The sequence below is a fragment of the Alkalicoccobacillus murimartini genome, assembly GCF_030813245.1.
GTDB classification, from domain to species: Bacteria; Bacillota; Bacilli; order Bacillales; family Bacillaceae_D; genus Alkalicoccobacillus; species Alkalicoccobacillus murimartini.
On record NZ_JAUSUA010000001.1, the window covers coordinates 570,829 to 597,049 of the forward strand.

The 26,221-nt window shown below is 40.8% G+C and carries 28 protein-coding genes and 1 riboswitch; of the genes, 21 read left to right on the forward strand and 7 right to left on the reverse strand.

Annotated features, from left to right (window positions below):
* Window positions 1-28 precede the first annotated feature (28 nt).
* The 7 genes from mmgD to ribH all read left to right on the forward strand — a co-directional run bounded on the left by mmgD (window position 29) and on the right by ribH (window position 7,476).
* Entirely contained in the window at window positions 29-1,159 is a 1,131-nt protein-coding gene (gene mmgD / locus J2S05_RS03105; protein ID WP_306979793.1) for a citrate synthase, read from the forward strand.
* Window positions 1,160-1,178: 19 nt separating this feature from the next.
* Window positions 1,179-2,618, forward strand: coding sequence for a bifunctional 2-methylcitrate dehydratase/aconitate hydratase (locus tag J2S05_RS03110; RefSeq protein WP_306979795.1), 1,440 nt, complete (start codon window positions 1,179-1,181; stop codon window positions 2,616-2,618).
* A gap of 22 nt (window positions 2,619-2,640) precedes the next feature.
* Window positions 2,641-3,549, forward strand: coding sequence for a methylisocitrate lyase (prpB, locus tag J2S05_RS03115; RefSeq protein ID WP_306979797.1), 909 nt, complete (start codon window positions 2,641-2,643; stop codon window positions 3,547-3,549).
* Window positions 3,550-3,697: 148 nt separating this feature from the next.
* Window positions 3,698-3,848: riboswitch (FMN riboswitch) on the forward strand.
* Window positions 3,849-4,022: 174 nt separating this feature from the next.
* On the forward strand, window positions 4,023-5,108 hold the full coding sequence (gene ribD / locus J2S05_RS03120; RefSeq protein ID WP_370873612.1) for a bifunctional diaminohydroxyphosphoribosylaminopyrimidine deaminase/5-amino-6-(5-phosphoribosylamino)uracil reductase RibD: 1,086 nt from the start codon (window positions 4,023-4,025) through the stop codon (window positions 5,106-5,108).
* Window position 5,109: 1 nt separating this feature from the next.
* On the forward strand, window positions 5,110-5,751 hold the full coding sequence (gene ribE, locus J2S05_RS03125) for a riboflavin synthase (protein WP_306979801.1): 642 nt from the start codon (window positions 5,110-5,112) through the stop codon (window positions 5,749-5,751).
* A gap of 13 nt (window positions 5,752-5,764) precedes the next feature.
* The gene (locus J2S05_RS03130) at window positions 5,765-6,979 is read left to right on the forward strand and encodes a bifunctional 3,4-dihydroxy-2-butanone-4-phosphate synthase/GTP cyclohydrolase II (protein ID WP_306979802.1); all 1,215 of its coding nucleotides are present in this window, start codon (window positions 5,765-5,767) and stop codon (window positions 6,977-6,979) included.
* Window positions 6,980-7,005: 26 nt separating this feature from the next.
* Window positions 7,006-7,476, forward strand: a complete 471-nt coding sequence (gene ribH, locus J2S05_RS03135; RefSeq protein ID WP_306979804.1) for a 6,7-dimethyl-8-ribityllumazine synthase — start codon at window positions 7,006-7,008, stop codon at window positions 7,474-7,476.
* Between the two features lie 360 nt (window positions 7,477-7,836).
* Here the strand turns inward: ribH and J2S05_RS03140 are convergent, their stop codons facing one another.
* Window positions 7,837-8,364, reverse strand: coding sequence for a DUF309 domain-containing protein (locus J2S05_RS03140; protein ID WP_306979806.1), 528 nt, complete (start codon window positions 8,362-8,364; stop codon window positions 7,837-7,839).
* Between the two features lie 194 nt (window positions 8,365-8,558).
* Here J2S05_RS03140 and J2S05_RS03145 point away from each other — a divergent pair, with 194 nt between their 5' ends.
* From J2S05_RS03145 to J2S05_RS03155, 3 genes are all read left to right on the forward strand, one after another.
* Complete coding sequence (locus J2S05_RS03145) at window positions 8,559-9,323, forward strand: segregation/condensation protein A (RefSeq protein ID WP_306979808.1); 765 nt, start codon at window positions 8,559-8,561, stop codon at window positions 9,321-9,323.
* Complete coding sequence (scpB, locus tag J2S05_RS03150) at window positions 9,320-9,910, forward strand: SMC-Scp complex subunit ScpB (protein ID WP_306979810.1); 591 nt, start codon at window positions 9,320-9,322, stop codon at window positions 9,908-9,910. The genes J2S05_RS03145 and scpB overlap by 4 nt, the downstream gene beginning before the upstream one ends.
* Window positions 9,911-10,037: 127 nt before the next feature.
* On the forward strand, window positions 10,038-10,916 hold the full coding sequence (locus J2S05_RS03155; protein WP_306979812.1) for a superoxide dismutase: 879 nt from the start codon (window positions 10,038-10,040) through the stop codon (window positions 10,914-10,916).
* A 257-nt stretch (window positions 10,917-11,173) separates the two neighbouring features.
* Here J2S05_RS03155 and J2S05_RS03160 read toward each other — a convergent pair whose 3' ends face one another.
* A complete protein-coding gene (locus J2S05_RS03160) occupies window positions 11,174-12,136 on the reverse strand; it encodes a DMT family transporter (RefSeq protein WP_306979813.1) in 963 nt (320 codons plus the stop codon).
* Window positions 12,137-12,224: 88 nt separating this feature from the next.
* Between J2S05_RS03160 and J2S05_RS03165 the strand changes: the two genes are divergently transcribed.
* Complete coding sequence (locus tag J2S05_RS03165) at window positions 12,225-12,794, forward strand: helix-turn-helix domain-containing protein (RefSeq protein ID WP_306979814.1); 570 nt, start codon at window positions 12,225-12,227, stop codon at window positions 12,792-12,794.
* A 49-nt stretch (window positions 12,795-12,843) separates the two neighbouring features.
* On the opposite strand, the gene cls is transcribed toward J2S05_RS03165, so the two are convergent.
* The 4 genes from cls to J2S05_RS03185 all read right to left on the reverse strand — a co-directional run bounded on the left by cls (window position 12,844) and on the right by J2S05_RS03185 (window position 17,230).
* Window positions 12,844-14,307: a cardiolipin synthase gene (cls, locus tag J2S05_RS03170; protein ID WP_306979816.1), complete on the reverse strand. Its 1,464-nt coding sequence runs from the start codon at window positions 14,305-14,307 to the stop codon at window positions 12,844-12,846.
* A gap of 36 nt (window positions 14,308-14,343) precedes the next feature.
* The gene (locus J2S05_RS03175) at window positions 14,344-16,005 is read right to left on the reverse strand and encodes an ABC1 kinase family protein (protein WP_306979818.1); all 1,662 of its coding nucleotides are present in this window, start codon (window positions 16,003-16,005) and stop codon (window positions 14,344-14,346) included.
* A gap of 107 nt (window positions 16,006-16,112) precedes the next feature.
* Window positions 16,113-16,412, reverse strand: a complete 300-nt coding sequence (locus J2S05_RS03180) for a phasin family protein (protein WP_306979820.1) — start codon at window positions 16,410-16,412, stop codon at window positions 16,113-16,115.
* Between the two features lie 116 nt (window positions 16,413-16,528).
* Window positions 16,529-17,230 carry a DUF421 domain-containing protein gene (locus J2S05_RS03185; protein ID WP_306979821.1) on the reverse strand — a complete coding sequence of 234 codons (702 nt, stop codon included), beginning with the start codon at window positions 17,228-17,230 and terminating at the stop codon, window positions 16,529-16,531.
* A 161-nt stretch (window positions 17,231-17,391) separates the two neighbouring features.
* Between J2S05_RS03185 and J2S05_RS03190 the strand changes: the two genes are divergently transcribed.
* Genes J2S05_RS03190 through spoVAE form a run of 4 tightly spaced genes read left to right on the forward strand, consistent with a single transcriptional unit; the run spans window position 17,392 to window position 19,660 of the window.
* A complete protein-coding gene (locus J2S05_RS03190; RefSeq protein WP_306979822.1) occupies window positions 17,392-17,823 on the forward strand; it encodes a hypothetical protein in 432 nt (143 codons plus the stop codon).
* Between the two features lie 8 nt (window positions 17,824-17,831).
* Entirely contained in the window at window positions 17,832-18,296 is a 465-nt protein-coding gene (spoVAC, locus tag J2S05_RS03195; protein ID WP_306979824.1) for a stage V sporulation protein AC, read from the forward strand.
* Window positions 18,297-19,313 (forward strand): stage V sporulation protein AD, encoded by a 1,017-nt coding sequence (gene spoVAD / locus J2S05_RS03200; RefSeq protein ID WP_306979825.1) that lies wholly within the window; start codon window positions 18,297-18,299, stop codon window positions 19,311-19,313.
* The gene (spoVAE, locus tag J2S05_RS03205; RefSeq protein ID WP_306979827.1) at window positions 19,310-19,660 is read left to right on the forward strand and encodes a stage V sporulation protein AE; all 351 of its coding nucleotides are present in this window, start codon (window positions 19,310-19,312) and stop codon (window positions 19,658-19,660) included. The genes spoVAD and spoVAE overlap by 4 nt, the downstream gene beginning before the upstream one ends.
* Here the strand turns inward: spoVAE and J2S05_RS03210 are convergent.
* Entirely contained in the window at window positions 19,657-20,379 is a 723-nt protein-coding gene (locus J2S05_RS03210) for a DUF421 domain-containing protein (protein ID WP_306979829.1), read from the reverse strand. The genes spoVAE and J2S05_RS03210 overlap by 4 nt on opposite strands.
* 163 nt (window positions 20,380-20,542) lie before the next feature.
* Here J2S05_RS03210 and J2S05_RS03215 point away from each other — a divergent pair, with 163 nt between their 5' ends.
* The 6 genes from J2S05_RS03215 (at window position 20,543) to resB (ending at window position 26,220) form a co-directional block, all read left to right on the forward strand.
* A complete protein-coding gene (locus J2S05_RS03215; protein ID WP_306979831.1) occupies window positions 20,543-21,679 on the forward strand; it encodes a D-alanyl-D-alanine carboxypeptidase family protein in 1,137 nt (378 codons plus the stop codon).
* Window positions 21,672-22,268 carry a nucleoside recognition domain-containing protein gene (locus J2S05_RS03220; RefSeq protein WP_306979833.1) on the forward strand — a complete coding sequence of 199 codons (597 nt, stop codon included), beginning with the start codon at window positions 21,672-21,674 and terminating at the stop codon, window positions 22,266-22,268. Before J2S05_RS03215 ends, J2S05_RS03220 begins: the two co-directional genes overlap by 8 nt.
* A complete protein-coding gene (locus tag J2S05_RS03225) occupies window positions 22,265-22,801 on the forward strand; it encodes a spore maturation protein (RefSeq protein WP_306979834.1) in 537 nt (178 codons plus the stop codon). The genes J2S05_RS03220 and J2S05_RS03225 overlap by 4 nt, the downstream gene beginning before the upstream one ends.
* Window positions 22,802-23,172: 371 nt before the next feature.
* On the forward strand, window positions 23,173-23,901 hold the full coding sequence (locus J2S05_RS03230) for a pseudouridine synthase (protein WP_306979835.1): 729 nt from the start codon (window positions 23,173-23,175) through the stop codon (window positions 23,899-23,901).
* 127 nt (window positions 23,902-24,028) lie between these two features.
* On the forward strand, window positions 24,029-24,556 hold the full coding sequence (resA, locus tag J2S05_RS03235; RefSeq protein ID WP_306979836.1) for a thiol-disulfide oxidoreductase ResA: 528 nt from the start codon (window positions 24,029-24,031) through the stop codon (window positions 24,554-24,556).
* A gap of 14 nt (window positions 24,557-24,570) precedes the next feature.
* Complete coding sequence (gene resB / locus J2S05_RS03240) at window positions 24,571-26,220, forward strand: cytochrome c biogenesis protein ResB (protein ID WP_306979839.1); 1,650 nt, start codon at window positions 24,571-24,573, stop codon at window positions 26,218-26,220.
* The last annotated feature ends 1 nt before the right edge of the window (window position 26,221 follow it).

Here is a 26,221-nt window from a genome sequence, read left to right on the forward strand (position 1 = left end):
CGTTACACGGTTTCTGAGTTTTGACAAAATGGGAGGGATTCTATTGCCAGCCGAACCATTGTTCAAACCGGGATTGCAGGATGTTGTTGCACTTGAGACAACGATCTCTTTCCTAGACACAGAAAGTGAACGTATTTTAATTAAAGGCTTCGATCTAATTGAGTTATCACACGAAGTTGGGTATGTGGAAATGATTCATTTATTACTTAATGAAACATTACCTGATTCAACACAGACAGAGAACGTCAATCAAAGATTAAGAGATGCGAATGGTATACCAGAAGAGGTCTGGTCAATCTTGTCGCTGCTCCCGAAAGCCACTCATCCAATGGATGCGCAGCGAACGGCCTTATCTGTGTTATCAGGCTTTGATCAAGACTTGAACGATCGCTCGGTTGAGACCAATGTACATCGTGCGTATCAGTTATTAGCTCAGTTGCCTGAACTAACAGCCAATTCGTATCACCTTCTAAAGGGTAAGCAACGAATACGATCAGACAAAAGTTTATCTTACAGTGCTAACTTTCTCTATTTGTTGACTGGAAAGGTTCCATCAAAATTAGAAGAACGAATATTTGATTTGTCGCTTTTATTGTACTCGGAGCATGAGCTTCCGAATTCGACCTTTGCAGCACGGGTGATTGCTTCAACGTTATCAGATATGTATGGAGCTTTAACAGGAGCTGTTTCTTCGCTTAAAGGGCAGTTACATGGAGGGGCTAATGAAGCTGTGATGAACTTGTTGCTTGAGGTTGGTTCACCTGAAAGGTTTGTGGAATTACTTCGGGAAAAGCTTATGAACAAAGAGAAAATTATGGGTTTTGGACATCGAGTCTACGCCAAAAAAATGGACCCGCGAGCATTAATTATGAAACGTGCTTTGATGGATTTGAGTGAGCACCAAGGCGATGATCGGTTCCTGCGAATGTGTGAAGCCGGGGAGTCTTTCATGGAGAAAGAGAAAGGATTGTATCCAAATCTAGATTATTACGCAGCGCCAGTTTATTACATGTTGGACATTCCCATTGCCTTATATACACCGATTTTCTTTTGTTCAAGAACAGCAGGGCTTGCGGCTCATGTCATAGAACAGCATAATCATAATCGTTTATTCAGACCTCGTGTTCACTATACCGGAACACCATACAGCTCGATCTAGACAGAAAGGATGACTTCTCATGACAACGATTAATCAAACAACGACATCTGATCTACTTTTAGAGCAAATTGCGGACTATGCTTTGTCTAAGCGGACATTCAGTGAGGAGGCCTATACGACAGCTAGGTATGTACTTGCTGATACGTTGGGCTGTGGCATTCTCGCCTTACGTTATCCTGAATGCACAAAGCTTCTTGGACCTGTTGTTCCTGGTACGATTGTTCCAAATGGTTCAAGGGTGCCGGGGACAACACATGTACTAGACCCAGTGCGCGCTGCGTTTAATATTGGGACGATGGTGCGGTGGTTAGATTACAATGATACGTGGCTTGCGGCTGAATGGGGGCATCCTTCTGATAATCTAGGTGGCATTCTTGCCGTAAGTGATTACCTCAGTCAGGTTGGAGTAACTGAAGGCAAAAAGGCGATGACTGTCAAAGAGCTACTTGATTACATCATTAAAGCTCATGAGATCCAAGGGGTGCTCGCATTAGAGAATAGCTTAAATCGTGTTGGCTTGGATCATGTTTTATTTGTAAAAGTTGCAACAACCGCTGTCACATGTGCGATGCTTGGTGGAACAAAAGATGAGATCGTTAATGCGGTTTCCCATGCTTGGATTGATAATTCAAGTCTCAGAACCTATCGTCACACACCAAATACTGGTTCACGAAAATCTTGGGCGGCAGGAGATGCAACCAGTCGCGGCGTATTTTTGGCTATGACTGCGTTAAAGGGGGAGATGGGATACCAGTCGGCTCTGAGTGCGCCTGGCTGGGGTTTTCAAGATGTGTTATTTAAGGGGGCAGAGCTCGTACTTTCCCGTGAATTAGATGATTATGTTATGAAAAATGTGTTGTTCAAAGTATCGTTCCCGGCTGAATTTCATGCACAAACCGCTGCAGAATGTGCAATAGAATTGCATAGTCAGGTAATTGATCATCTGGATGAAATTGACCGCATTGAGATACAGACACATGAATCAGCTATTAGGATTATTGATAAAAAAGGAACATTAAATAACCCGGCTGATAGGGATCATTGCTTGCAATACATTACAGCCATTGCACTACTAAAAGGAAGCATCACTGCCGATGATTATGAACAAAAGCAGGCGGATGATCCAAGGGTTGATCAACTTCGAGAACTTATGCATGTAATGGAAAATAAGCAATATACCACTGATTATCTGGATCCAGAAAAACGCTCAATCGCTAATGCTGTGCAAGTATTTTTTAAAGATGGCAGCAAAACTTCATGGATAGAACGAGAATATCCATTAGGTCATCGTTTTAGACGGGAGGAAGCGATCCCTCATATTGAACGTAAATTTGAACATAATTTGCAGGTTCATTATACGACCAAACAAAGTGAGCGAATACTTGAAGCCTTTTCCACGCAATCCGATTTAGAAAGATTACGTGTCCCAGCGCTTGTTCAATTGTTTGTTCCGTCGTAAAAAGTGAAAGGGTGTATGAGAGATGGCTTGGATTGTAAATCAAACGCGAAGTCAAAAAGAATTGGCACAGGAGTTTAACAAACTAGTTTCAGAGCCACCCATTTTGCAAATTCCAGGAGCTCATGATCCGATGGCAGGATTAATGGCTAAAGAAGCTGGCTTTACGGCGTTATATTTATCTGGGGCTGCTTATACAGCGAGTCGCGGATTGCCGGACCTGGGTATGATTACTTCAACTGAGGTTGCGGAAAGAGCTCGTGACATCATTCGTGCTACGAATCTACCTCTGCTTGTAGACATTGATACTGGTTTTGGGGGTGTCTTAAACGTTGCCAGAACAGCTGTAGAAATGGTTGAGGCGAACGTTGCTGCTGTGCAGATTGAGGATCAACAGCTTCCCAAAAAGTGCGGTCATTTGAATGGTAAACGACTTGTTACCATAGAGGAAATGGCGCAAAAGATACAAGCAATCAAACAAGTGTCGCCTTCACTGTACGTTGTCGCTAGAACAGATGCTAGGGCCGTTGAAGGATTGGAAGCATCAATTAGTCGCGCGAATGCGTATGTTGAGGCTGGGGCAGATGCGATATTTCCAGAAGCTTTAGAAGGGGTTGATGAGTTCCAATGGATGGCAGAGCAGATTCAGGTACCATTGCTTGCTAACATGACGGAGTTCGGCAAAACCCCTTACTATAGCGCGACAGAGTTTAGTGAAATGGGTTTCGACATGGTTATCTACCCGGTAACCTCAATGCGTGTCGCAGCTAAAGCATATGAGGATGTGTTTGCGCAAATTCGAGATCATGGCACGCAAAAACATAGTCTTGATCAAATGCAGAAGAGAAGTGAACTGTATCAAACCATTTCGTATGAACGATTTGAAGATTTAGATAAAAATGTAGCTAGGACAATTCTGTCAAAGGATCAATAAATGAAATAATACGTAAGGAATCACAACTTGTGGTTCCTTATTTGCGTGAGAGGAGCTTGTATAATCATGAGTGGTTTACTTGCTTTTTTTGAAAGCCAATGATATTATTCTCACAACTTCACTTATCACGTGAGGTAACTTCATACTTTTTTTGCTTCGGGGCCGGGTGAAAATCCCGACCGGCGGTGATGAGACCATATGTCTCTTAGTCCGTGACCCGTTATTCTTGTAAAAGAGTACCGGTGGATCTGGTGTAATTCCAGAGCCGACAGTTATAGTCTGGATGGGAGAAGGAAAAAAGCTACAGGCAGTAAACTGTCGCAATGATGCGAGAGAAGACTGTCTATTCGAGCAGCACATTTTTAATGTAGATCATTAAAAATGGTTATTTGCTGTACGGTTGTATGCTTATAAACCCAAACCTTGAAGCGATTCGCTTCAAGGTTTTTTTGTGGAAATGGCGGTGTTCTATGTTGTTGGACCAAGAGTATATGAATCTTGCTTTAACGTTGGCTGAATCGGCAAAAGGACAGACGTCACCTAATCCAATGGTTGGAGCTGTTGTCGTCAAGGATGGTCGAATCATTGGAACAGGGGCCCATCTAAAAGCAGGTGAAGCCCATGCAGAAGTTCATGCACTGAACATGGCCGGAGATGAGGCTCGTGGTGCAACCATTTACGTAACACTTGAGCCTTGTAGCCATTACGGAAGAACTCCTCCGTGTGCGAAACGTATCATTGATTCTGGAATTAAACGTGTCATTGTAGCTGTCGTGGACAGTAATCCTGATGTTGGTGGCAAGGGCATTCAAATGCTTCAGGAGGCAGGCATTGATGTAGAGGTTGGTCTTTGCGAGAAAGAAGCAATAGAATTAAATCATGCTTTTTTTCATTTTATTAAAAAGCGTCGTCCATATGTGACACTTAAAACAGCTTCTACATTAGATGGAAAAACAGCTACGGTTGCTGGAGAGAGTAAATGGATTACAGGCAATGACGCGCGAGCGGATGGTCATCGTTTACGGCATCAACATGACGCTATTTTAGTTGGGGTTGGAACAGTATTAGCTGATAATCCCTCATTAACAGCTCGATTAGATCGTGGCGAGGGCCGCCATCCATTACGTGTGATCTTAGACTCAAATTTACGAACGCCCGTAGATGCATTGATGGTGACGGATCAATTAGCTGAAACACTCATTTTCACTTTGAAAACAGCACCTGTAGAGCTAGAAAAGCGATTAACAAAAGCAGGCATAACGATCATTAGATTAACTAAAATGAATCTTGATCATGTGCTTGATGAGCTTGGTAGACGTCAAGTTCAGACACTGCTTGTTGAAGGTGGTGCGGAAGTACATGGAAGCTTTGTGAAAGAGAGATGTGTGAATGAAGTGGTTCAATACTTAGCGCCTAAGCTACTTGGCGGCAGAACAGCCTCTCCAGTTGTAGGAGGAGAAGGCATACCGAGGATTCATGACGCTTTGAATTTTTCCATTCATTCTGTTACGCAGCTTGGAGAAGATCTCCGTATTATTTCAAAAGTAAGGGGTGAATAGAATGTTCACAGGAATCATTGAGGAAGTAGGGACAATCAAACAAATTAAAGAATCAGGCGAAGCGATTGTCATGACCATTGCGGCTGATAAGATCTTATCAGACGTTCAGGAAGGAGACAGTATTTCTGTAAATGGAGTTTGTCTCACAGTCACGTCATTTACTGCGTCGTCTTTTATAGTAGATCTTATGCCGGAAACTGTAAGAGCAACAAGTTTGCAGTCACTTCAGACAGATTCAAAGGTTAATTTAGAGCGTGCTATGCATGCGCAAGGTCGGTTTGGCGGACATTTTGTCTCTGGTCATGTGGACGGACTTGGGTCCATTATTAGCAAAAGACCTGATCAAAATGCTATCTATTATACCATTCAGGTATCAAAAGAATTACGTCGTTACATGATTAATAAAGGATCGGTAGCAGTTGATGGAACAAGCTTAACGATCTTTGGTGTTGACGAGAATTCTTTTACAATTTCGATCATTCCACACACAATTGATCAAACAATTATTGGTGGTAAAACAATCGGAGATAAGGTGAATATTGAATGCGATCTTGTTGGTAAATACATTGAGCAATTTATCCAGAACCCACAACAAGAAAGCATAACAGAAGGCTTTCTAGCGGAACACGGTTTTTCAAAGTAACGATGGAGAGGGTATGAGTGAATTGGACGATACGCAGTTTGATTTAATTGAAGATGCCATCGCAGATTTAAAGCAAGGAAAAGTTGTGATTGTCTGTGATGATGAAGACAGAGAGAATGAAGGCGATTTTGTTGCATTAGCCGAACATGCAACACCCGAAGTCATTAATTTTATGGCTGTCCATGGTCGTGGTTTGATCTGTGCACCAATTAGTGAAACACTTGCCAAACGACTTGAGCTTGCTCCTATGGTTCAAAACAGTACCGATCCACATGAGACAGCATTTACTGTATCTATTGATCATCTAACAAGCACAACTGGCATTTCCGCTCATGAGCGATCTGACACGGTAAGAGCCTTAGTGAATCCAGAAACAAAAGCAACGGATTATAAGCGCCCAGGTCATATTTTTCCGTTGATTGCAAAAGACGGGGGTGTCCTGCGCCGTGTGGGTCATACAGAAGCTGCGGTAGATCTGGCTCTCTTATCCAACTCTGAGCCAGCCGGCGTGATTTGTGAAATTATGAATGAAGATGGCTCTATGGCACGTGTGCCTGAACTACGCAAATTGGCGGATAAACATCAAATGAAGATGATCACGATTAAGGACCTCGTTCGTTATCGACATCGAAAAGACACGTTAATTAAGCGAGAGATAGAGACGGTTTTACCGACTGATTTCGGTGAATTTACCATAGTTGGCTTTACTGACATTATTGAAGGAAAAGAAAGTGTGGCAATGGTAAAGGGTGATATCTCTTTAGATGAACCCGTGTTAGTTCGTGTCCACTCTGAGTGTTTGACGGGGGATGTTTTTGGTTCTCATCGTTGTGACTGCGGACCTCAACTACATGCTGCTCTAAAGCAGATTGAAGCCGAAGGACGAGGTGTCTTGCTGTATCTGCGTCAAGAGGGACGAGGCATTGGACTGATCAATAAATTACGAGCCTATAAGCTCCAAGATGAAGGCTATGATACGGTCGAGGCAAATGAGAAGCTAGGTTTTCCAGCAGATTTAAGAGAGTATGGCATTGGTGCCCAAATCCTTCGTGAGCTTGGCATTAGGCAGATGAAACTGTTAACAAACAATCCTCGAAAAATTACGGGTCTATCTGGGTATGATCTTGAAGTGGTGGAACGAGTTCCAATTCAGCTGCCACATCATAAGGAAAACGAGCAATACCTAAAAACAAAGTCTGATAAGCTTGGTCATTATTTAAAATTTTAAAGAAACCAATATAGGAGGAATGTCATATGGGGCATGTATTTGAAGGGAATATGAACGGTGAAGGGCTAAAGGTCGCTATTGTTGTAGCGAGATTTAATGAGTTTATTACGAGCAAGCTGTTAGGTGGAGCCGAGGATGTATTCAGACGTCACGGGGTTAAAGAAGAGGACGTAGACGTGGCCTGGGTACCTGGAGCTTTTGAAATTCCATTTGCAGCCAAGAAATTAGCGGATACAGGTAAATATGATGCCATTTTGACTTTAGGAACAGTCATTCGTGGGTCAACTCCTCACTTTGATTATGTGTGTAACGAAGCAGCAAAAGGAGTAGGTTCACTAGCACTCTCAACAAGCATCCCAGTTATATTCGGCGTCTTAACTACGAATACGATTGAACAAGCCATTGAACGAGCTGGAACAAAAGCAGGGAACAAAGGAGCAGAGACAGCGGTTGCTGCCATTGAAATGGCGAACCTTAGCCGGTCAATTGATGCATAAGATCATTTATAAAAGCCCGCACAGCTGTGATTCAGCTCTGCGGGTTTTGTTTTTTTCTTAGAAGTAAGTGGATGTGGAAAAACAATAGGCTAGCGATTAAGCTAAAAATAATAAAGATAGAAACGGATCGTAAATCATTCCATACATAGAATCCTCCTAAGAAAAAAACATAGGCGATTCCAGATACAAATCCGGCAACAGAATACATCAAAAGATGAATGGGATAAGAGGGTCTGTTTACTCGTTTTTTTAGATAAGAGATAAGCCAATAATGGATAGACCCGTAAATAGAAGCGTAACAATAAGCGCAGAGCTGACTAAACTTATGAACATACGCATTCTTGGACTTCCTCTCAAATGCTATTTTCTCTGTCTACGAATGTCTTGCTGATACGCTCTTTCTTTAATGACTTCCTGTCGATCTCGCAATGTGTGTTTATGAATGAGCCATTCATTCGAAAGAGGACTCACTTGACACCACTCTAACTCTAACTGGACACACTTTTCTTGACAGAGTTTGAGTAATTCAGGGTCTTTAATTGGAAGGTTCAAGTCGTGGTAGCTGTTTGTGTGATGTTCCAGTTCCTGAATTCTCTCAACTAACATCGTTTCTAAGACTGGTGTATCTAGTCCAAGTGATTGAATGGAATCAGGATCTTTTTGAACCAACCGCTTGGCATTTTGAAGCATTTTTTGAGCACCTTTTAGGTTCCCCCGGCGTTGGTGATAGAGACCTACAGCGATTTGAATTAACGCTACCCAGTATGCATTTTTTTCTCCTTTAGATGTTGTTTTCCAATGTTCTTCTAACACTTCATGACACTCAAAATAATCTCGCTCGCCATGAAAATAGATTAAGTACTCAATATAGGCAGTTGGATATGTCATTAATAAAACTCCTTGCCATTCTCAGAATAGATCGGTCCATTTCGTTTCGTTCGTTTAGATAGTTGAGTTCACTATACCACAAAGCAAATGTAGAGATAAATAGATACCATCTATATGTCATGACTAGCAAGCGTTTCACCTAAATCGTAAGTATGGTATACTCCAAATGAACGTATACAAAGGCCGTGATAATAATGAATCCATATAGCGTAAAAGTTGATGCTTTCGAAGGACCTTTAGATCTCCTTTTGCATCTAATTAATCATGAAGAATTAGATATTTATGATATTCCCGTAGCACGAATTACGGACCAATACTTACAGTATATTCACACGATGAAAATTCTTGAATTAGATATTGCTAGTGAGTACTTAGTGATGGCAGCTACTCTGTTAGCGATTAAAAGTAAAATGCTTTTGCCTAAGGAATCGATGGAGCTTTTTGATGAGGAGTGGGCAATAGAAGAGGAAGAAGATCCGCGCGAAGAGCTGATGTTCCAATTGATTGAGTACAGAAAGTATAAGGAAGCTGCGTTAGAATTACAAGAAAAGGAACAAGAACGTAGTCTCATACATACAAAGCCACCAGAAGATTTAGATCCATACGTGACAGAGCAGGAACGTAGGGAGCTGGCCATTCAAGGGGTTTCGCTTTTTGATATGCTTTCAGCTTATCAAAAGCTGATGAAACGAAAAGCCTTTAGTACACCTCGAACACGGACAATCAAAAGTCAGGAATACTCGATTGAAGAGAAAATGGATGAAGTGATGACTCGCCTACTCTCCTCTAAAGGGCCACAACGATTTAATGTGTTTTTTGAGTCAGGAGAGAAAAGTCAGCTGGTAGTGACATTTTTAGCTGTACTTGAATTAATGAAAACGAATGTGATTCGTTGTGAGCAAGATGATCATTTTGCTGATATTATGATTTACCAGGCTGACGGAGGGGTACTTGCATGAAGAAAGATGAATTACAGGCAGCCATTGAAGGGTTGCTTTTTGTTACAGGGGACGAAGGCTTAACATACAAGCAGCTCTCTGAGGTACTTGAGCTTCCTGAAGATCAAATAAACGAAGCGGTTGTGCTACTGAAGCAACGATTTTCAGAAGCTGATCGCGGGCTTCAAGTCATTGAAACCGCTGGAATATTAAAGCTTGCGACATTACCTGAGCACTCCAGCTACTTTAAAAAATTAGCTTCTTCACCCATACATTCTGGCTTATCTAGGGCGGCTCTTGAAACATTAGCTATTGTGGCCTATAAGCAGCCGATCACTCGATTGGACATCGATGAAGTAAGAGGCGTTAAATCAGAGAAGTCACTTCAGTCTCTCATATCAAAATTACTTGTAACCGATGTTGGTCGAGTGTCTGGGACGGGACGGGCCATATTATATGGTACGACATCTAATTTCCTAGATCACTTCGGACTTACGAGCTTAGAAGAGTTACCTCCACTAAAAGAAAGTGAAGATGATGGCTCGATAGAGGATGAAGCAGATCTTTTCTTTGAGAAGATGAGTGAAACAGAATGGAATCATGAATAAAACAAAATAGTTTTCAAAAAGCGATCAGGATCCCTGATTGCTTTTTTTGTGCTTTTACTAGGCAAGCACACACTAGGCGCCCTTACATAGAATGGAGTAATAGAACGAATTCGGGGAGGAAGCTGTTTTGAGTGAATATATTCAAACCTTGGTGAATTGGAGTCGGCATTTAGAAGGGATGTGGCAAGAAAAGCGTGTAGCACTTAAGAGGAGTCAGGTTCAAACCGATGCGTTTGAACAATCGTTGTTTCGCTTGCATGAAGGGCTAAACCATCACACGCATGACGAAGCTTTCATTGCAGGAGCAGCTGATGAAGCCTACCGACAGTGGCAATTGTTACAGAACTTTGCTAATCAGAATGAAACCGTTGCTCTTGCCCCTGTACCTATTGGAGGACATACGCTTCCACCACTTCCATATCCAATAAATGCATTGGAGCCCTATATTGATCGTGAGACGATGCGAATTCATCATGATATTCTTCATAAGAAGTATGTGGATGATCTAAATAAAGCTGAAAAGGAATTGCAGAAAGCCCGAACCACAAATAATTATGATTTAGTGAAAACGTGGGAGCGTGAATTGGCATTTAATGGCGCTGGCCACTATCTCCACACCCTTTTTTGGAACGTGATGAGTCCAGAAGGAGGGGGGGTGCCAATGGGAGAGCTAGCGTCACAGATTCAAAAAGACTTTGGAAGCTTTGAACAGTTCAAGGCGCACTTTTCGGCTGCAGCAGAAAAAGTTGAAGGAGGTGGCTGGGCACTTCTCGTCTGGTCCCCACGTGCTCATCACTTAGAAATTTTGCAAGCAGAAAAGCATCAAAACCTATCACAGCAGGATCAAGTTCCGTTACTGGTTCTAGATGTATGGGAGCATGCCTATTATTTGGGATACAAAAACGAACGAAAAGCTTATATTGATAATTGGTGGAACATTGTGAACTGGTCAGAGGTATCGAAACGCTATGCAGAAGCAAAGAAACTCCGTTGGCAACCTTATTAAGTCTTCACTCATTTTCTGAATGAACAGAACGATATTACTTCCTAATGAGGCTGTCCCAGAGGATTTTTAAACATAATAAGGTTTCAGGGGTTATCAAAAACTTAGAAGAGTCTGTTAAAACAGCTAGGCAGACTAAAACAACGAATGTTCCTAAATAAGAGCATTCGTTGTTTGTTTGATCGGAACAGTAGCGAAGGTTTCTCCTGAAGCGTTGACCAAGAGCTTATTTTAAGATGACTTTTTCAGTGGTCTCTGTTTTAAGACGTTTTTTGCTTTAATGGAACGAGAACTTTGGTATGCTTATATGTGATATAGCTGTGTAGCATCATCCCTACAATAATGATGACAATCCCAAGCATAGCAATGCCTTGTGGTGGAGAGACGGATAGAAGTAACATTTCTCCGATAATAACAAAGATCACCTGCATTGATTGTGTTGCTTCGACTGAGGCGAGATGTCCTTGATGGTGGCGAACGCGATTGGTTGCATAAAATAATAAAGTCGTTGCGATTACACCAGAGCTTAAACCGACAATACTCGATTGAGCAAGCTGTGAGCCTGAGGGCAACCCGCTTGTTGCATAGCCAACCCCTGCAATAATGATCCAAAAGGGGAGGCTGGCTATGGTCATACCTAGTACCCGTTGCAGTGTATCAATTCGTCCACCACATAGTTCCATCATCTTACGGTTACCAAGAGGGAATGCAAAAGCTGCAATGACAACAGGCCCGATTCCAAGTACAATTTCAATAGGACTAAGTGTGTTCGCATTAGGAAGTTGAATGAGAATAACCCCTAATAGTATAAAAAAAGAAACGACTAAGGTCGTGAACGGGATGCTTGCTCGTTGGATCATTCCTTCTTTTTTTATTACAAAAAAGGGAGCGAGTAATGTACCGCAAATAATCGTTAGCTGCCATGTACCAGCTAGTAACCAGCCTGGTCCGTATGAAGCGGCGAATGTAATCGGCGCGTAGAATAGCACAAATCCAACAAAGCTCCAAAGCAACCACTGTACAGGATGCTTGCTCATTTCTTTCCATAGCCCATTAAGGTTTCGGCGGAACAAGACAAGCACTAGTAAAAATGGCATCATGGAGAAAAACCTAAGAGAAGAGGACCACATCCAACTGCCACCATCCAGTTCCATCGATCGATTTAATATAAATGTCACAGCAAAAAAAGCGGAAGCAATCATACCGATAATAAGTTCTCTCATAGCAACCTCGCTTCATATAGTATAATATATAATTAGTAAATTATAATATACCATATTTATTCGTTGTTAAAAAGGAGCGTTTTAAACCGTGTCTACTCATAAAGATGAAAAACAGTTGGCGCACCAAATAGGTCGAATGTTGAGAAAGGTGCGGACCGAGAAGGAATTAAGTTTGCAAGAGCTTTCTGAACAATCCTCTGTCAGTAAATTAACGTTAGGTAATATTGAAAGGGGAGAAGCGAATCCATCATTATCTGTGATTTGGAAAATCGCAAATGCACTACGAATCCCACTTTCAGCGCTTCTACAAGAATCCGACCAGATTGTAGTCTCTCGAAATCATGCGGGTAGCAGAGTGTATAGTGCTGGGGAGGTATGTTTGTTAGAACCAATGTTTGATGACCTTGTTTACGGACCTGTAGAGATTCATAGAGCGTACCTAAAACCAGATAGTACCTATTCACCAGGTGCACATCAAAGTGGTGTTGTCGAATATGTAACGGTTATGAAAGGTGAAGTAACGGTATTGATTAAAGATCAGCCAACAGACTTATCTACATATGATGCGTTAAAGTTTGAAGGGGACGTTGAACATGCCTACGTGAATAAGAGCGAAGAAGAGGTAGTGCTACATTTTGTCATGACCTATTCAAAATAAGATTACAAAACGCTGAAGAGGTTAATCTCTTCAGCGTTTTGTCTGTGTATTAAAGAATTGGAGATAAAAGTCTGGATATGGATTCTTTGAAGCGTATGGTTTTTGAGCGTTGCTCGTAAGATTCCCACGTAAATAATTTGGATAGCTTCAAATCCTCATCAAATTTCGTTAACAGCTTTTCAGCCGTTTCTTTCTCATAGATAAAGGCGTTCACTTCAAAGTTGAGCTTAAAGCTACGCATATCAATATTAGCTGTACCAACTGAGCTGATCTTCCGGTCTACAATTAGCGTTTTCGCATGAATGAAGCCATTTTCATACGTATATACTTTTGCTCCTACTTTTAATAGTTCCCCAACATGGGAAGTAGTTGCCCAGTATACAAACATATGATCAGGTTTATTTGGAATAATGATTTGAACATTGATTCCACTCAGACAAGCAACTTTTAACGCATCGAGCAGCGTTTGATCAGGAATAAAATAAGGGGTCTGAATATAAATCGATTCCTGAGCCATCATAATCATTTTTAAATAACCGCTTTTGATTTGCTCCCACTCAGAATCAGGTCCACTGGATACAATCTGAATCGCTGTTGAGCCTGTTTCCTCAATTGTAGGGAAATAGTGATCCTCATATGAAATATGGTACCGTTTAGAGGCTTGATTCCAATCTAAAATAAATCGAGTTTGAATGGAATGAACAGCAGGGCCAATAATTCGAAGATGTGTATCTCTCCAATACCCGAACTTTTTACTTTTACCAAGGTATTCGTCTCCAACATTAAATCCCCCAACATAACCTAGATGACCATCAATATTAATGAGCTTACGATGGTTGCGATAATTGAGCCTAAGGTTAATTGGTGAGAACTTTGAAGGGAAGAAGACGCCGATTTCACCGCCAGCTGCTTCTAAATCTGCAAGGTGCTTATGTTTTAACTGTCTTGAGCCGAGGTCATCATACAGAAAGCGTACCTTTACTCCTTGTTGCGCCTTTTCTGTTAAAGCCTGAATGACTTCCTTACCAAGTGTATCATTGCGGAATATATAATATTGCATATGAATAAAGAATTTGGCTTCGCGAATATCTTTCAAGAGCTGATCAAATTTTTCTTTGCCATCTGTAAAAATATCAACTTTATTTTGCTTCGTTAAAACAGCATCATTATTAATCAGCAGCATGTAGATAAGGTCACGGCTTTCATCTACCATTGGTTCATTAAATGAGAAGTCAGGATCGATGATCTGCTCCTTTTGTTCTTCAATTAAACTTTCGATCCCAATCTTTTGTATGCCTTCCCACTCAAACATTTTCCTTCTTGTTAACGTTTGGCCAATTAAAAGATAGATAATGAATCCGACAAAGGGAATAAAATACAAAACGAGAAGCCACGCCCACGTTGAGGTGGCATCCTTTCTTTCGATAAAAATGAGAACGACTGCTAGAAGAAGGTTCACGATAAATAATATAACCGCAAGAATTGTGAGGATATTGAGTTCAATTGTCAGCATTACGCATACCTGCCGTATTCAAATTTTGTGTATAAGCTAAAACCGTCCTGACCGGATAATGGAATAGATGATCCATATAAACATTAATATGGCAATAACAAATCCTATCTCAATCGCAGGGAGCTGGAGCAGAATCGTTGGTTCACTGGTAAGTGAGGCACCCACAATAATACCTACCATAATGATACTAAATGACATTAATACAATGGCAAAGGCGACCTTATTGCTTACTTTATCAATCTTGTTAATTAATCGATCCACTTCAGGTACAGAAATTTCCACTTTTACTTTTCCGTGATGGACCGATTTTGTCAGTGCTCTTAACTCACGAGGAAAGTCCCGTAGGAGTTCAATCGAATCAACCACTTCATTTTTAAACAAGGACGATAATCTACGTGGGTCATAGCGCTCTTTAATTAAAGTCCGTCCAAATGGTTCAATCAAATCCATAATACGAAGATCTGGATCAAGAGAGGATACAATTCGTTCTACTGATAATAAAGACTTACCCAGAATCGTTAAGTCAGAAGGGACTTTACATTGATGCTTGTTGGCCACAGCAAATAAGTCTTGAACAGCTTCTCCTAAGCTGATCTCACTTATAGGAAGATCATAATACCGAAGGCGTAAAGCGTCTAAATCATCTCGAAGTAATTCTTGGTTCACGTGATCTTGCACAATATTTGTATTTTTTAATGCTTTTAATACTTTATCCGTATGTCGGCTTTTTAGACCAATAACAAGTAAAGCAAGATTTTGACGCATCTCTGTCGACAATCTACCGACCATACCGAAATCAATGAGAGCTATTTTTCCATCTTTCTTCACAAAAATATTGCCCGGATGTGGATCCCCGTGAAAAAATCCATGAACAAAAATTTGCTGAAACAACCCGTTTGCAAAATTCTCTGCTACCTCACTTGGGTTGTACCCATCTTCTTCCCTAATTGAGGTAATCTTAACCCCTTCTATATATGCGATGGTAAGAATTCGTTTGGTTGAAAAATCTTTGTACACTTCAGGTACCTCAACATATTTATCATCCTCGGATTGCCTAAGAATACGTTCAGTATTCTGTGCTTCTTCTCGATAGTTCATCTCCAACTTTAAGGCTTCAGCAAATTCATGAAAGACATCGAGTAAGTTAAACCGTTTTGCCCAAATTAATCGCTCCTCTGCAAGACCAATTAAATCTTCAAGAATCGCTAAGTCGGTTAAAACTAACTTCTCAATTTGAGGACGTCTTATCTTAACGACAACCTTTTCACCGGTTGGCAGTTCTGCTCTATGTACTTGGCCAATTGATGCCGCCGCAATGGGCTCTTCATCAAAGCTATGAAAAATCTCATGTAGAGGTGCGCGCAGGTCTTCTTCAATGATCGCCTTTACGTCTTTATAAGGAAAGGGAGGCACATGATCCTGTAATTTGGTTAATTCATTTATTAGATAGTCCGGAAAAATATCTGATCGAGTACTTGCCACTTGACCAAGTTTAATAAACGTTGGCCCTAATTCCTCTAGGAGCAACCTAAGTCTCTCGGCTGTAGATCGATAATATTTCGCATCTTTCTTCTTTTTGGGGGAGCGCACAAAATCAAGCAACCCAAGATCGCGGACAAGATGTCCAAATCCATAATGGAAGAGGGCAGTAAGAATATCTTGATAACGCTGGATATAGCGTATTCGTTTTTTAATCATGAACCGTTCTCCTCCAACTGCCTGATTATTCATATAGACGGAAACGCAAAGCGGCGGTTCCTATAAAAGAGCCGCCATTTTGGTGTCTACATAAAGTTTCCGTGTAGTTATTTTGGGTCGGCCTGTTCTAATTCTCTAATTCTACGTTCTAGAGCAGCAACCTCTTCTTTTGTCGCAATATGCATGGAATCTAGAACTTGTTTTACTCGTTCTTGTACAATTCCTTCAATTTGTTTTTGAGTTTGGGAACCTTTTTCAACTAGCTCATCCACAAGATTGGAAGATTCTGATCGTCTGATCTCGCCTTTTTTGACTAATTCGTCTACCGCTTTTTCAATCTGTTCTTTGCTTGTAACGGCAGCACCTAAACCAAGTGAATAAACATTATTTAATAAACTTCTAACCATACGTACATTCCTCCTGGTTACTTTCAAATTTTGACGAGATTTGTAAGGTATCTCTTTCCTATACTACCTTATTCTAAGCGAAAATTAAATCATAAGCTTTTATAAAAATGATGTGACTACTTGGATTCAACGCTCATTGAATAAGTTTGAATATGAAGTGCTTCACCATCAATCCATTCTGCGTACAAAATATTCTTAGGATCTGGTATCCCTTGTCTAGTAATTTCATCATAAAGCCATTTGTTAGTTAGGTTAGCTAACTGAATATTATTCGATGAAATTTCTCCATCAAGAATCAAAAGCAAAGGCAGTGGTCTGGCGCTTGGTTTCACATTAAGCTCTTGATTTGTAGGAGTATCATATGCGTGTTTTTTTATAATGGTTATTTTTCCATCTGTCTCTAAAATGCCATGCTCAATTTCCTTTAGAGAAAACGTACCCTTATCGCGAATCAAATGTTGAAGCTGATTTAAATCTAATTTATTTTTTTTTAATTCTTCAAAATTTACTTGTCCTTTATAAATAATAATCGAAGGGCTTCCTTCAAGTAAGGAACGACTTCTTCGGATTTTCTGTGTGAGTAGTTCGATAAGATAGATGAGTGTTCCCCAAATAGAGATGGCGACTAACACCCTCATTAATCCCACATCAGCATCATAGATTGCATTCCCCACTAGTTCACCTACAACCAAAGCTGAGACAAAGTCAAAGGGAGAGAGCTGAGACAACTGATTCTTACCGAGAATTTTAGTAAGTAATAATAATGCAAAAAAACCAACAATCAGTTCAATCGCAAGGGATCCATATGTTGAATTCATTTAGAATTAGTTCCTTTCATGTCTTTGGCTGTTGTTTAGTCTAGGCCAAAAAATCAGTCTCTATCCAAAGAAATAAGTACAAGATGTTGTAATAAAATCTGCAAGTATTTCTCATCCTAAGAGAATCAATGCAAGCTTCGATGAAAAGAAGGGTGGAAGACATGATTAGGATTGCTCAGATCGTTTCATTATGCGTAGTACTTATTTTGACGGGTTGTGGGGGAGCCAAAGAGGTCAAACCGTTATCCGTAGGAGAAGTTGAAGCTGTCCAAAGTCAAGCAGAGGCAGATCAAGCTAAACAAATCGTTATGGAGATGGAAGAAGTGATTGATGTAAAAGGTGTTCAATTCGCTCATCTATTATTTCTCGCTCCGGAAGTTAAGCAATTCGATCGAATGAAGCTAAAGCATGTGAGACAAGAGGCCTTTAAAAAAGTGAAGGATGAGTTTCCTGAGTCAAAGGTTCATGTATCTACAGATAAAAAAATATACATGGAGCTAGAAAAACTAGAAAAGCAGTTATACGACGGTGATATCAAGGCAGAGGAATTAAAGAAGAAATTAATGAAATTAGAAGAAGACATGAAAGGATAGATAAACAAATGGCAAAAAAACAACCGTCACCTGAACAACAGCAGTATCAAAAGCTAGCCAAAAAACACGAGAAAAAAAGACCAGTATTAATGAATTGTATTCGTGCCTTTTTAGTCGGAGGTTTCATCTGCATTATTGGACAAGCCATCACTATTTTCTTTTATACTTTTTTTGACTTCACCGAAAAAACAGCTGGAAATCCAACGGTCGCAGTGTTGATTCTCATTTCTACATTATTAACAGGCTTTGGTGTATACGATCGATTCGCTCAGTTCTCAGGGGCAGGTACAGCTGTGCCAGTAACGGGATTTGCTAACTCTATTGCTTCTGCCGCCATTGAACATAGAACAGAAGGATATGTCCTAGGGGTAGGAGGAAATATGTTCAAACTGGCAGGGTCTGTGATTGTGTTTGGGACCGTTTCCGCCTTCTTTGTAGCGATTATAAAAACTCTGATTCAAGGGGGGCTCTAGATGCTGATCGGTCAACAGAGCTGGATATTTGAAACAAAACCAGTTATACGCTCAACAGCGACTATAGGAGGACCTTTTGAAGCAAAGGGACGTTTAACTGATGAATTTGATCTGCTTCACGATAATTTGTGGATGGGCCAGGATTCGTATGAAAAAGCGCAAACTGTATTAATTGAGCAGGCGTGTGAAACAGCCATTCAAAAAGGCGGGTTAAAAAAAGAGCAGATACAATTTATGTTATCGGGTGATTTGGTTAATCAGCTCACTCCATCAACGTTTGCCGGAAGAAGTCTTAAGATTCCTTATTTAGGGTTGTTCGGCGCATGTTCAACTTCGATGGAAGGATTAGCCATGGCTGCGTATTTGGTTCATACAAAGGGGGCTAATCATGTAGTTGCTGTTGCATCAAGTCACAATGCAGCAACTGAAAAGCAGTTTCGGTATCCAACTGAATACGGAGGGCAAAAACCGCCAACCTCTCAATGGACTGTAACAGCAGCTGGTGCAGCTGTTGTTTCAAATGAAGGTAATGGACCGAGAGTGACGTCGGCAACGATTGGACGCATCATCGATATGGGGCTCTCTGATCCATTTAATATGGGGGCTGCTATGGCTCCTGCAGCAGTGGACACGTTAGAGGCTCATTTTCGAGATACAAAAACTAGTCCTGAGGATTATGATCTTATTGTCAGTGGAGATTTAGGTGAAATTGGATTAGCCATTGCTAAAGAATTATGTGAGCAAAAAGGAATCAAATTAAAAGAAAATCAATTCAAAGATTGTGGGCTCATGATTTATCGTGAAGGCCAGCCAGTTCTCGCTGGAGCAAGTGGACCGGGCTGTTCAGCCGTGGTTACATACGGGCATCTTCTAAATCGGATGAAGCAGGGTGAGTTGAACCGAATTCTCGTCATTGCGACTGGCGCTTTGTTGTCCCCTTTATCGTTTCAGCAAAAAGAATCGATTCCGTGTATCGCGCATGCTGTTTCGATTGAAGCGGCGGAGGTGAGAGTATGATTTTTCTTTGGGCGTTTCTTGTAGGGGGCTTAATCTGTGTGATTGGTCAGCTGCTCATGGATGTGGGTGGTTTAACCCCAGCTCATACAATGTCAGCTTTGGTCGTAAGTGGCGCCGTCTTAAACGGGTTTGGCGTATATGATCGTTTAATTGATTTTGCTGGCGCCGGAGTAACGGTTCCTATTACAAGCTTTGGGAATTCGTTAGTCCAAGGAGCCATGAACGAAGTAGAGCAAAATGGAATCATTGGAGTGTTGACTGGAATCTTTGAGGTGACTAGTGCCGGTATATCAGCTGCCATCATTTTTGGATTTTTAGCTTCGCTAGTATTTAAACCAAAAGGTTAATGCTGGATGGCTTCGTATCGGTTGTCATCTGTGTTATAGGCAAGGTGCAATTCACCAGCTGAGTTTATCATGCACAAAAAAATCGAAGAATAAGACTGTATACCCTTCTGGTTAAGTTTATCCAGAAGGGTCTTTCGGTTCAGTTGAATGCTTTTTAAGATCTCTTCTTGAATGACTCCTTCAATAATTACTGGGTAGGATATTCCACCCGTTTTCTTGATGAGTCCTAGATCTTCCATTGATGGTGTTTGTTTTGTTGCTTTTTTGAAAACACTTAGTTCCCCACTCGCTTCTATGATACCGAGCTGCACATCGTTTATATCAAATACATCTTTCTCACGTAACATCTCTAAGATATTATCCATAGAATAACGGATGCTTTTTAAATTCTTCACTAAAATTTCTCCATTTCTAATCACAACTGTTGGTTCAAATGTAATCCATTTCCCAAACTTTCTTTTGCTAATAGCTAGTTTAGAGACAAGAACCTGAAATAGACAAATACATATGATGGCAAATCCTGTAGGGAGATGTTTGACATTGGGATCAGCAATATCTGCACCAACAACTGAAGCAAGTGAAATGATAATGAGAAAATCAAAAATAGGTAATTCCCCAATCGATCGTTTTCCCATGAACATGGTCATAGTGAGTAGAAGTGGAAAAATGGTAATAATCCTTCCAAGAATTAAGGCAAAATCTTTTAGTTCCTCCATCATGAGCTAGGCTCCTTCATGTTTTTACTTGCTAGTCTAAACATGAATCTCTGTCTTTAAACGACCCGTACGCCGAATTTCGGTCATAAAAGAGGTTGTCCGGCATAGATATGTTGGTAAGAAGTCAGGGGACGACCCTGCATACAGGAGCGAGGCGAGGGTACAAATGATCAGGAATCTAATAAAACTGCTGGTCTGTGTAGGACTTGTTAGTGGATTATGGCAGGCTCCCGTTGCATTTGCTGAGCCTACGATTGGTGTTTCGGCTCAAGCAGCAGTTCTGATGGAGCAGTCTACCGGAAGAATATTATATGGAAAAAATGAACATGAACCGATGCGAATTGCTAGTATTACTAAAATCATGACGGCTATTTTAGCGATAGAATCAGGTAAGCTAAATGAAACCGTAACAGTTTCTGACCAAGCCTTTGGCACCGAAGGCTCCTCACTCTATTTACAAGCTGGAGAAAAAGTCCGGTTAGAAGATCTTGTATACGGACTGATGATGCGAAGTGGCAACGATGCTGCAGTAGCTATTGCTGAGCATGTTGGAGGAAGTCTTGATGGATTTGTATTGCTGATGAATCAAAAAGCAGAAGAGATTGGAATGGATCACACCCTATTCGAGAATCCACATGGTTTAGATGATCATGAAAACCATCGTTCCAGTGCGTATGATATGGCCTTATTGACGCAATATGCGATGATGAATGATACATTCAAGACGATCTCTGGTACAAGCGATTATCGTACAAAAGAAGGACAAATTCGCGTCTTCCACAATAAAAATAAACTGCTTACTCAACTTTATAAATATTCAACTGGAGGAAAAACAGGATATACAAAATTAGCCCATCGGACACTTGTCTCAACAGCTACGAAGGACGAACTAGATCTGATTGTTGTGACACTCGATGCGTCGAGTGACTGGAATGACCATATGAGCTTATTTAATTGGGCTTTTGACCAAGTGAAGCTGGAAGAGGTTGTGCAAGAAGGATTTGTAGGTCAAGTGAAAGATGAATACTACAAAGGCAGAGTTTACTCCAAACAATCCTATTTCTATCCAATACAAAAAACAGAGTGGAATAAGCTTACACAAGAAGTTACGTTACTCACCCCACCAATAGAAAATGAAAGAGCTCAAGATCCAGTAGGTAAGCTAACAATAAAAATGGATAAGGATATTATCGCAAGTATTCCCCTTTATTATGATCCTCCTACAGAAGAGGAGAAACGTTCATTTTGGCAGAGACTGTTTGGGGTGATCTCCGTTGTAGTGGGGGTGTCTCCGCATGATTAACAAAATTTGGGTCTCGATGTTTTTGATTGGCATCTTATTTGCTGCTTGGAATGGAACGATGGACAAAGTGAATGCAGCCATTTTTTCTGGAGCTAAGGAAGGTGTAGCTATTTGTTTAGGGCTAATTAGTGTACTAGCTTTTTGGCTTGGCTTAATGAAAATTGCTGAAGTATCAGGATTACTTAACTCATTTGCAAAATGGCTACGTCCGATTGCGACAAGGATTTTCCCAGAGGTCCCACCCGATCATCCGGCCATGGGCTATATTCTTAGTAATGTCACAGCCAATATGTTTGGCCTGGGCAATGCAGCCACACCAATGGGGATTAAGGCAATGGAGCAATTAAAGCAGCTTAATGGGAACCGTGATTCAGCGAGTCGTTCGATGGTTACACTTCTCGCTCTAAATACAGCTTGTATTACATTTATTCCAACGACAGTCATCTCGATACGAATGAGCTATGGTTCTGTAACCCCAACCGATATCGTGGGACCAACGATTATGGCATCTGCTTGTGCCTGCATAGGGGCCATTATCATTGATCGACTTTTTTATGCCAGACAAGTCAGAAGGCAGAAAAGAGTATGAGTTGGTTAACTGAGCTGTCGATTTGGTTTATTCCCTTTTTAATTGGGGGCATCTTAGTGTTCGGGACAATAAAAAAAGTACCCACCTATGAAACGTTTGTGGAGGGAGCAAAAGAGGGATTCGGCATGGCTGTTTCAATCATCCCTTATTTGGTTGGGATGATGGTGGCAATCTCAGTATTCCGTGCTTCCGGCGCACTCGATTTTATGATGAGTACGTTGTCTCCAGTATTTTATGCCATAGGAGTTCCAGCTGAAGTCGTTCCGCTTGCTATCCTTCGACCTATCTCGGGCACAGGGGCATTAGCTTTAATGAGTGATTTAACAGCCACGCATGGACCTGATTCCTTTATTGGACGGTTAGCTGCAACCATGCAAGGCAGTACAGACACGACCTTTTATATTTTGACCGTCTACTTCGGCGCCGTTGGAGTGAAAAAGATGGGGGATGCGTTAAAAGTTGGACTACTTGCCGATGCGGTAGGTATTATCGCATCCATCGTCATCATTACGATTTTATTTCATGGGGTCTAAAGGATCTATGAAACAAGGTGTCTGAAAGTATACTTCTAATGTGGCACTTTGACTTTCATCATGTGATGGGTTAATAAGATTTTAATGAGATTGTCAACGTTCTCTTCAAGCGGATGAGATGGGAGGCCGACTCCAGTGGGAATTACGGGCTGAATTGAAATACACTGGCGTAGCCAGTTTAGTTCAATGCCCGCCCACGGAAAGCGTGCCCCCATCTCAGTAGCGAAATATAGGAAAGCTAAACGTGTCAATGCTCTTTCCCTGAGTGAATTTTTCGTGAAATTAAGGCCTCAATTTGAGGCTCTTTTTTTTCGTCAAATCTTGTTTATTGATGTTCACAGAGGTATGATGGTAGGTGAGGTGAAGGATAAATGGAACGGTTACAGAAAGTGATTGCCCATGCAGGCATTGCATCAAGACGTAAAGCAGAAGAATTAATCCTGCAAGGACGGGTGACAGTGAACGGAAAACCCGTGACTGAACTGGGTGTCAAAGTACAAGCAAATCGAGATAAAATTGAAGTAGATGGAGTACCAATTGATAAAGAAGAGCCGGTTTATTTCTTGTTGTACAAGCCAAGTGGCGTGATTTCAAGTGTTAGTGATGACCGTGATCGAACAGTTGTAACAGATTTTTTACATGTTGAGCAACGAGTCTTCCCGGTGGGGCGTCTTGATTATGAGACGTCTGGTTTAATTTTGCTGACGAATGACGGCGATTTTGCAAACTTATTAATGCATCCTAGACATACAATTAACAAGGTGTATGTTGCAAAAATAGAAGGCATTCCTAGCAAAGAGGCGTTAAAACAACTAGAACGTGGCGTAATGCTTGAAGATGGAAAAACAGCTCCTGCTCAAGTGAAGCTGATGACGGTCGATAAGAAAAAGAATACGGCGATAGTGCGATTAAGTATCCATGAAGGCCGAAATCGACAAGTACGTCGCATGTTTGAAGCAGTAGGGCATCAAGTGAGAAAGCTTAAACGTGAAGAATATAGTTTTCTTACACTAAAAGGCATGAACCCAGGTGACGTTCGACCACTTAAACCAATTGAAGTCAAACATTTACGTGAATTGGCTGTCACGAAACCGTCATAAAACAAAAAGTAGAATCGCTTTCGTGACGTTATACTAGAAACAGGCTGATACTCAGCCTGTTTTATCTAATAAAAAGCGTATACATAGGATGAACAACGTAGAGTTTGTATTTAGAGGAGGGCGTACCTTGAAGAGAAAACGTTTAATTATGAGAACGCTTATTCTTGTAGCAATTATTGTAGCTGTAGGCACTACCTTTTATTTAAATTATATTAAGGATCATAGTGTTGCTCAAGCTGGTAACGCAACCATTGACTTCTCCTTGGAAGATCTAGCAGATAATCAACATCAGCTATCAGATTATGAGGGACAAGGAGTAATGCTGAATTTCTGGGGAACCTATTGTGCTCCATGCGAACGAGAGATGCCTTATATGGAATCGCTCTATGAAGAATACAAAGATAAAGGCGTAGAAATTCTAGCAGTCAATGTAAATGAAGCGCCACTTGCAGTCAATACCTTTGTGAATCGTTATGATCTCAGTTTTCCGATTTTATTAGATAGGGGTATGGAGGTAACTGAAGCGTATGGCGTTCGTCCTCTTCCAACCACAATCCTCATAAATGAAAGCGGTGTGATTACTAACGTTCATCAAGGAGAAATGACTGAAGCTATGATTGATGAGTTTCTAGAATCAATTGTGCCAGAAGAGTAAGCGGGGTGTTATAGATGGGAAAAGTGCATTGCGAATGTGGACAACCAAATTCCGAAGGCACACTTATATGCCAACGATGTGGTAAGCCTCTTGAGAAGCAAGAGGCAGAATCGACATTGCTTAATATGAGGTACGAAGGAGCTGCACGACGATCTAAAACATATACAAGTACAATTGTTGACAAAGTATGGGTGTTCTTTTCGTCAGTAAAAGTAGGTATTTGGATCTTAGTTATTCTCCTTTTTGCGTCAGCCTTAGGAAGTGTTTTTCCACAAGAGGTATTTATACCTGGAGATCAAAATGCTTCATTCTTTTACAGAGAAGAGTATGGGTTTTTAGGTCAACTATATTACGACTTAGGTTTTCATAATTTATATAGTTCATGGTGGTATATGCTGCTGCTCGCATCACTAGGAATTTCCTTAATCATTGCTAGTCTTGACCGAGTGGTGCCTCTATATAAATCTTTATCTAAGCAACGAGTCACTCGCCACAAGATCTTCTTAAGCAAGCAACGCTTGTTTTCTAAGACTCAGACTCAGTCTAGTGAGAATGAGCAGCTGGTTCATCTATTTAAAGAGAATCTTAGAAAAAAACGATATAAAGTAAGAGAAGATCAGGGCAATATTCTTGCCGAAAAAAATCGCTTTGCCAGGTGGGGTCCATATGTCAATCACATTGGGATTATCATCTTTTTGATTGGCTGTATGTTGCGCTATTTTCCTGGTATGTATGTAGATGAAACGATGTGGGTTCGAGAAGGGGAGCAAGCGACAGTCCCTAGCACCGACTCTACGCTCTATGTAGAAAACGAACGATTTTTTGTTGAGTATTATGATGAGTCAGATGAAACGTTTCAGGATGCACTTGATCGAAATGTAGATCCGGTTGTCAAAACGTTTCAAACAGATGTGATTCTTTTTGAAGAAGATGCCGATGTGATTGGTGTCCAAGGTGAAAAGAATGAGGTGGCTAGACAAGAAATCCGTGTGAATGAACCCTTAAGGTATGAGGGGATCTCTTTATATCAAACCCAGTATAAATTAAACGAACTTAATCAATTATCCTTTACATTAGAAAATAAAGAAACAGGAGAATCCTATGGTCGAATGGATGTTGATCTGTTTGATCCACAAACTGAATATGAGCTAGAGGATGGATATAAAGTTGAGGTCATGGGGTATTTTCCTGATTATTATATGAATGACCAAAATCAACCGTCAACTAGATCTCGTATTCCCGATAATCCTTATTTTTTCTTTAAGATGTTTACACCTGAAACACCTGAGGGCGAAGTTAGCTTTGTAGGTATTCAGGATAATCGTGAGCCTCTTGGCGAAAATGAATACAAAATGACATTTGTAGATGTTGTGATGAAAAATGTAAGTATCCTAACAGTAAGAAAAGATTATACCATTCCATTTTTAATTGTTGGTGCAACTATTTTTATGATTGGCCTCGTTCAGGGCGCTTATTGGATGCATAGACGTATCTGGTTGCAAAAAGTAGATGGTGAATGGTGGTTGGCTGGTCATACAAACAAAAGTTGGGTAGCTCTACAACGAGATATGAATGGTGTAATAGAAGGAACAACAATAACGAAACCAATTGATCAATCAGAGAAAAAAACAACATCAAAGAAGAATGAATCAGGGGAGGGTTGAG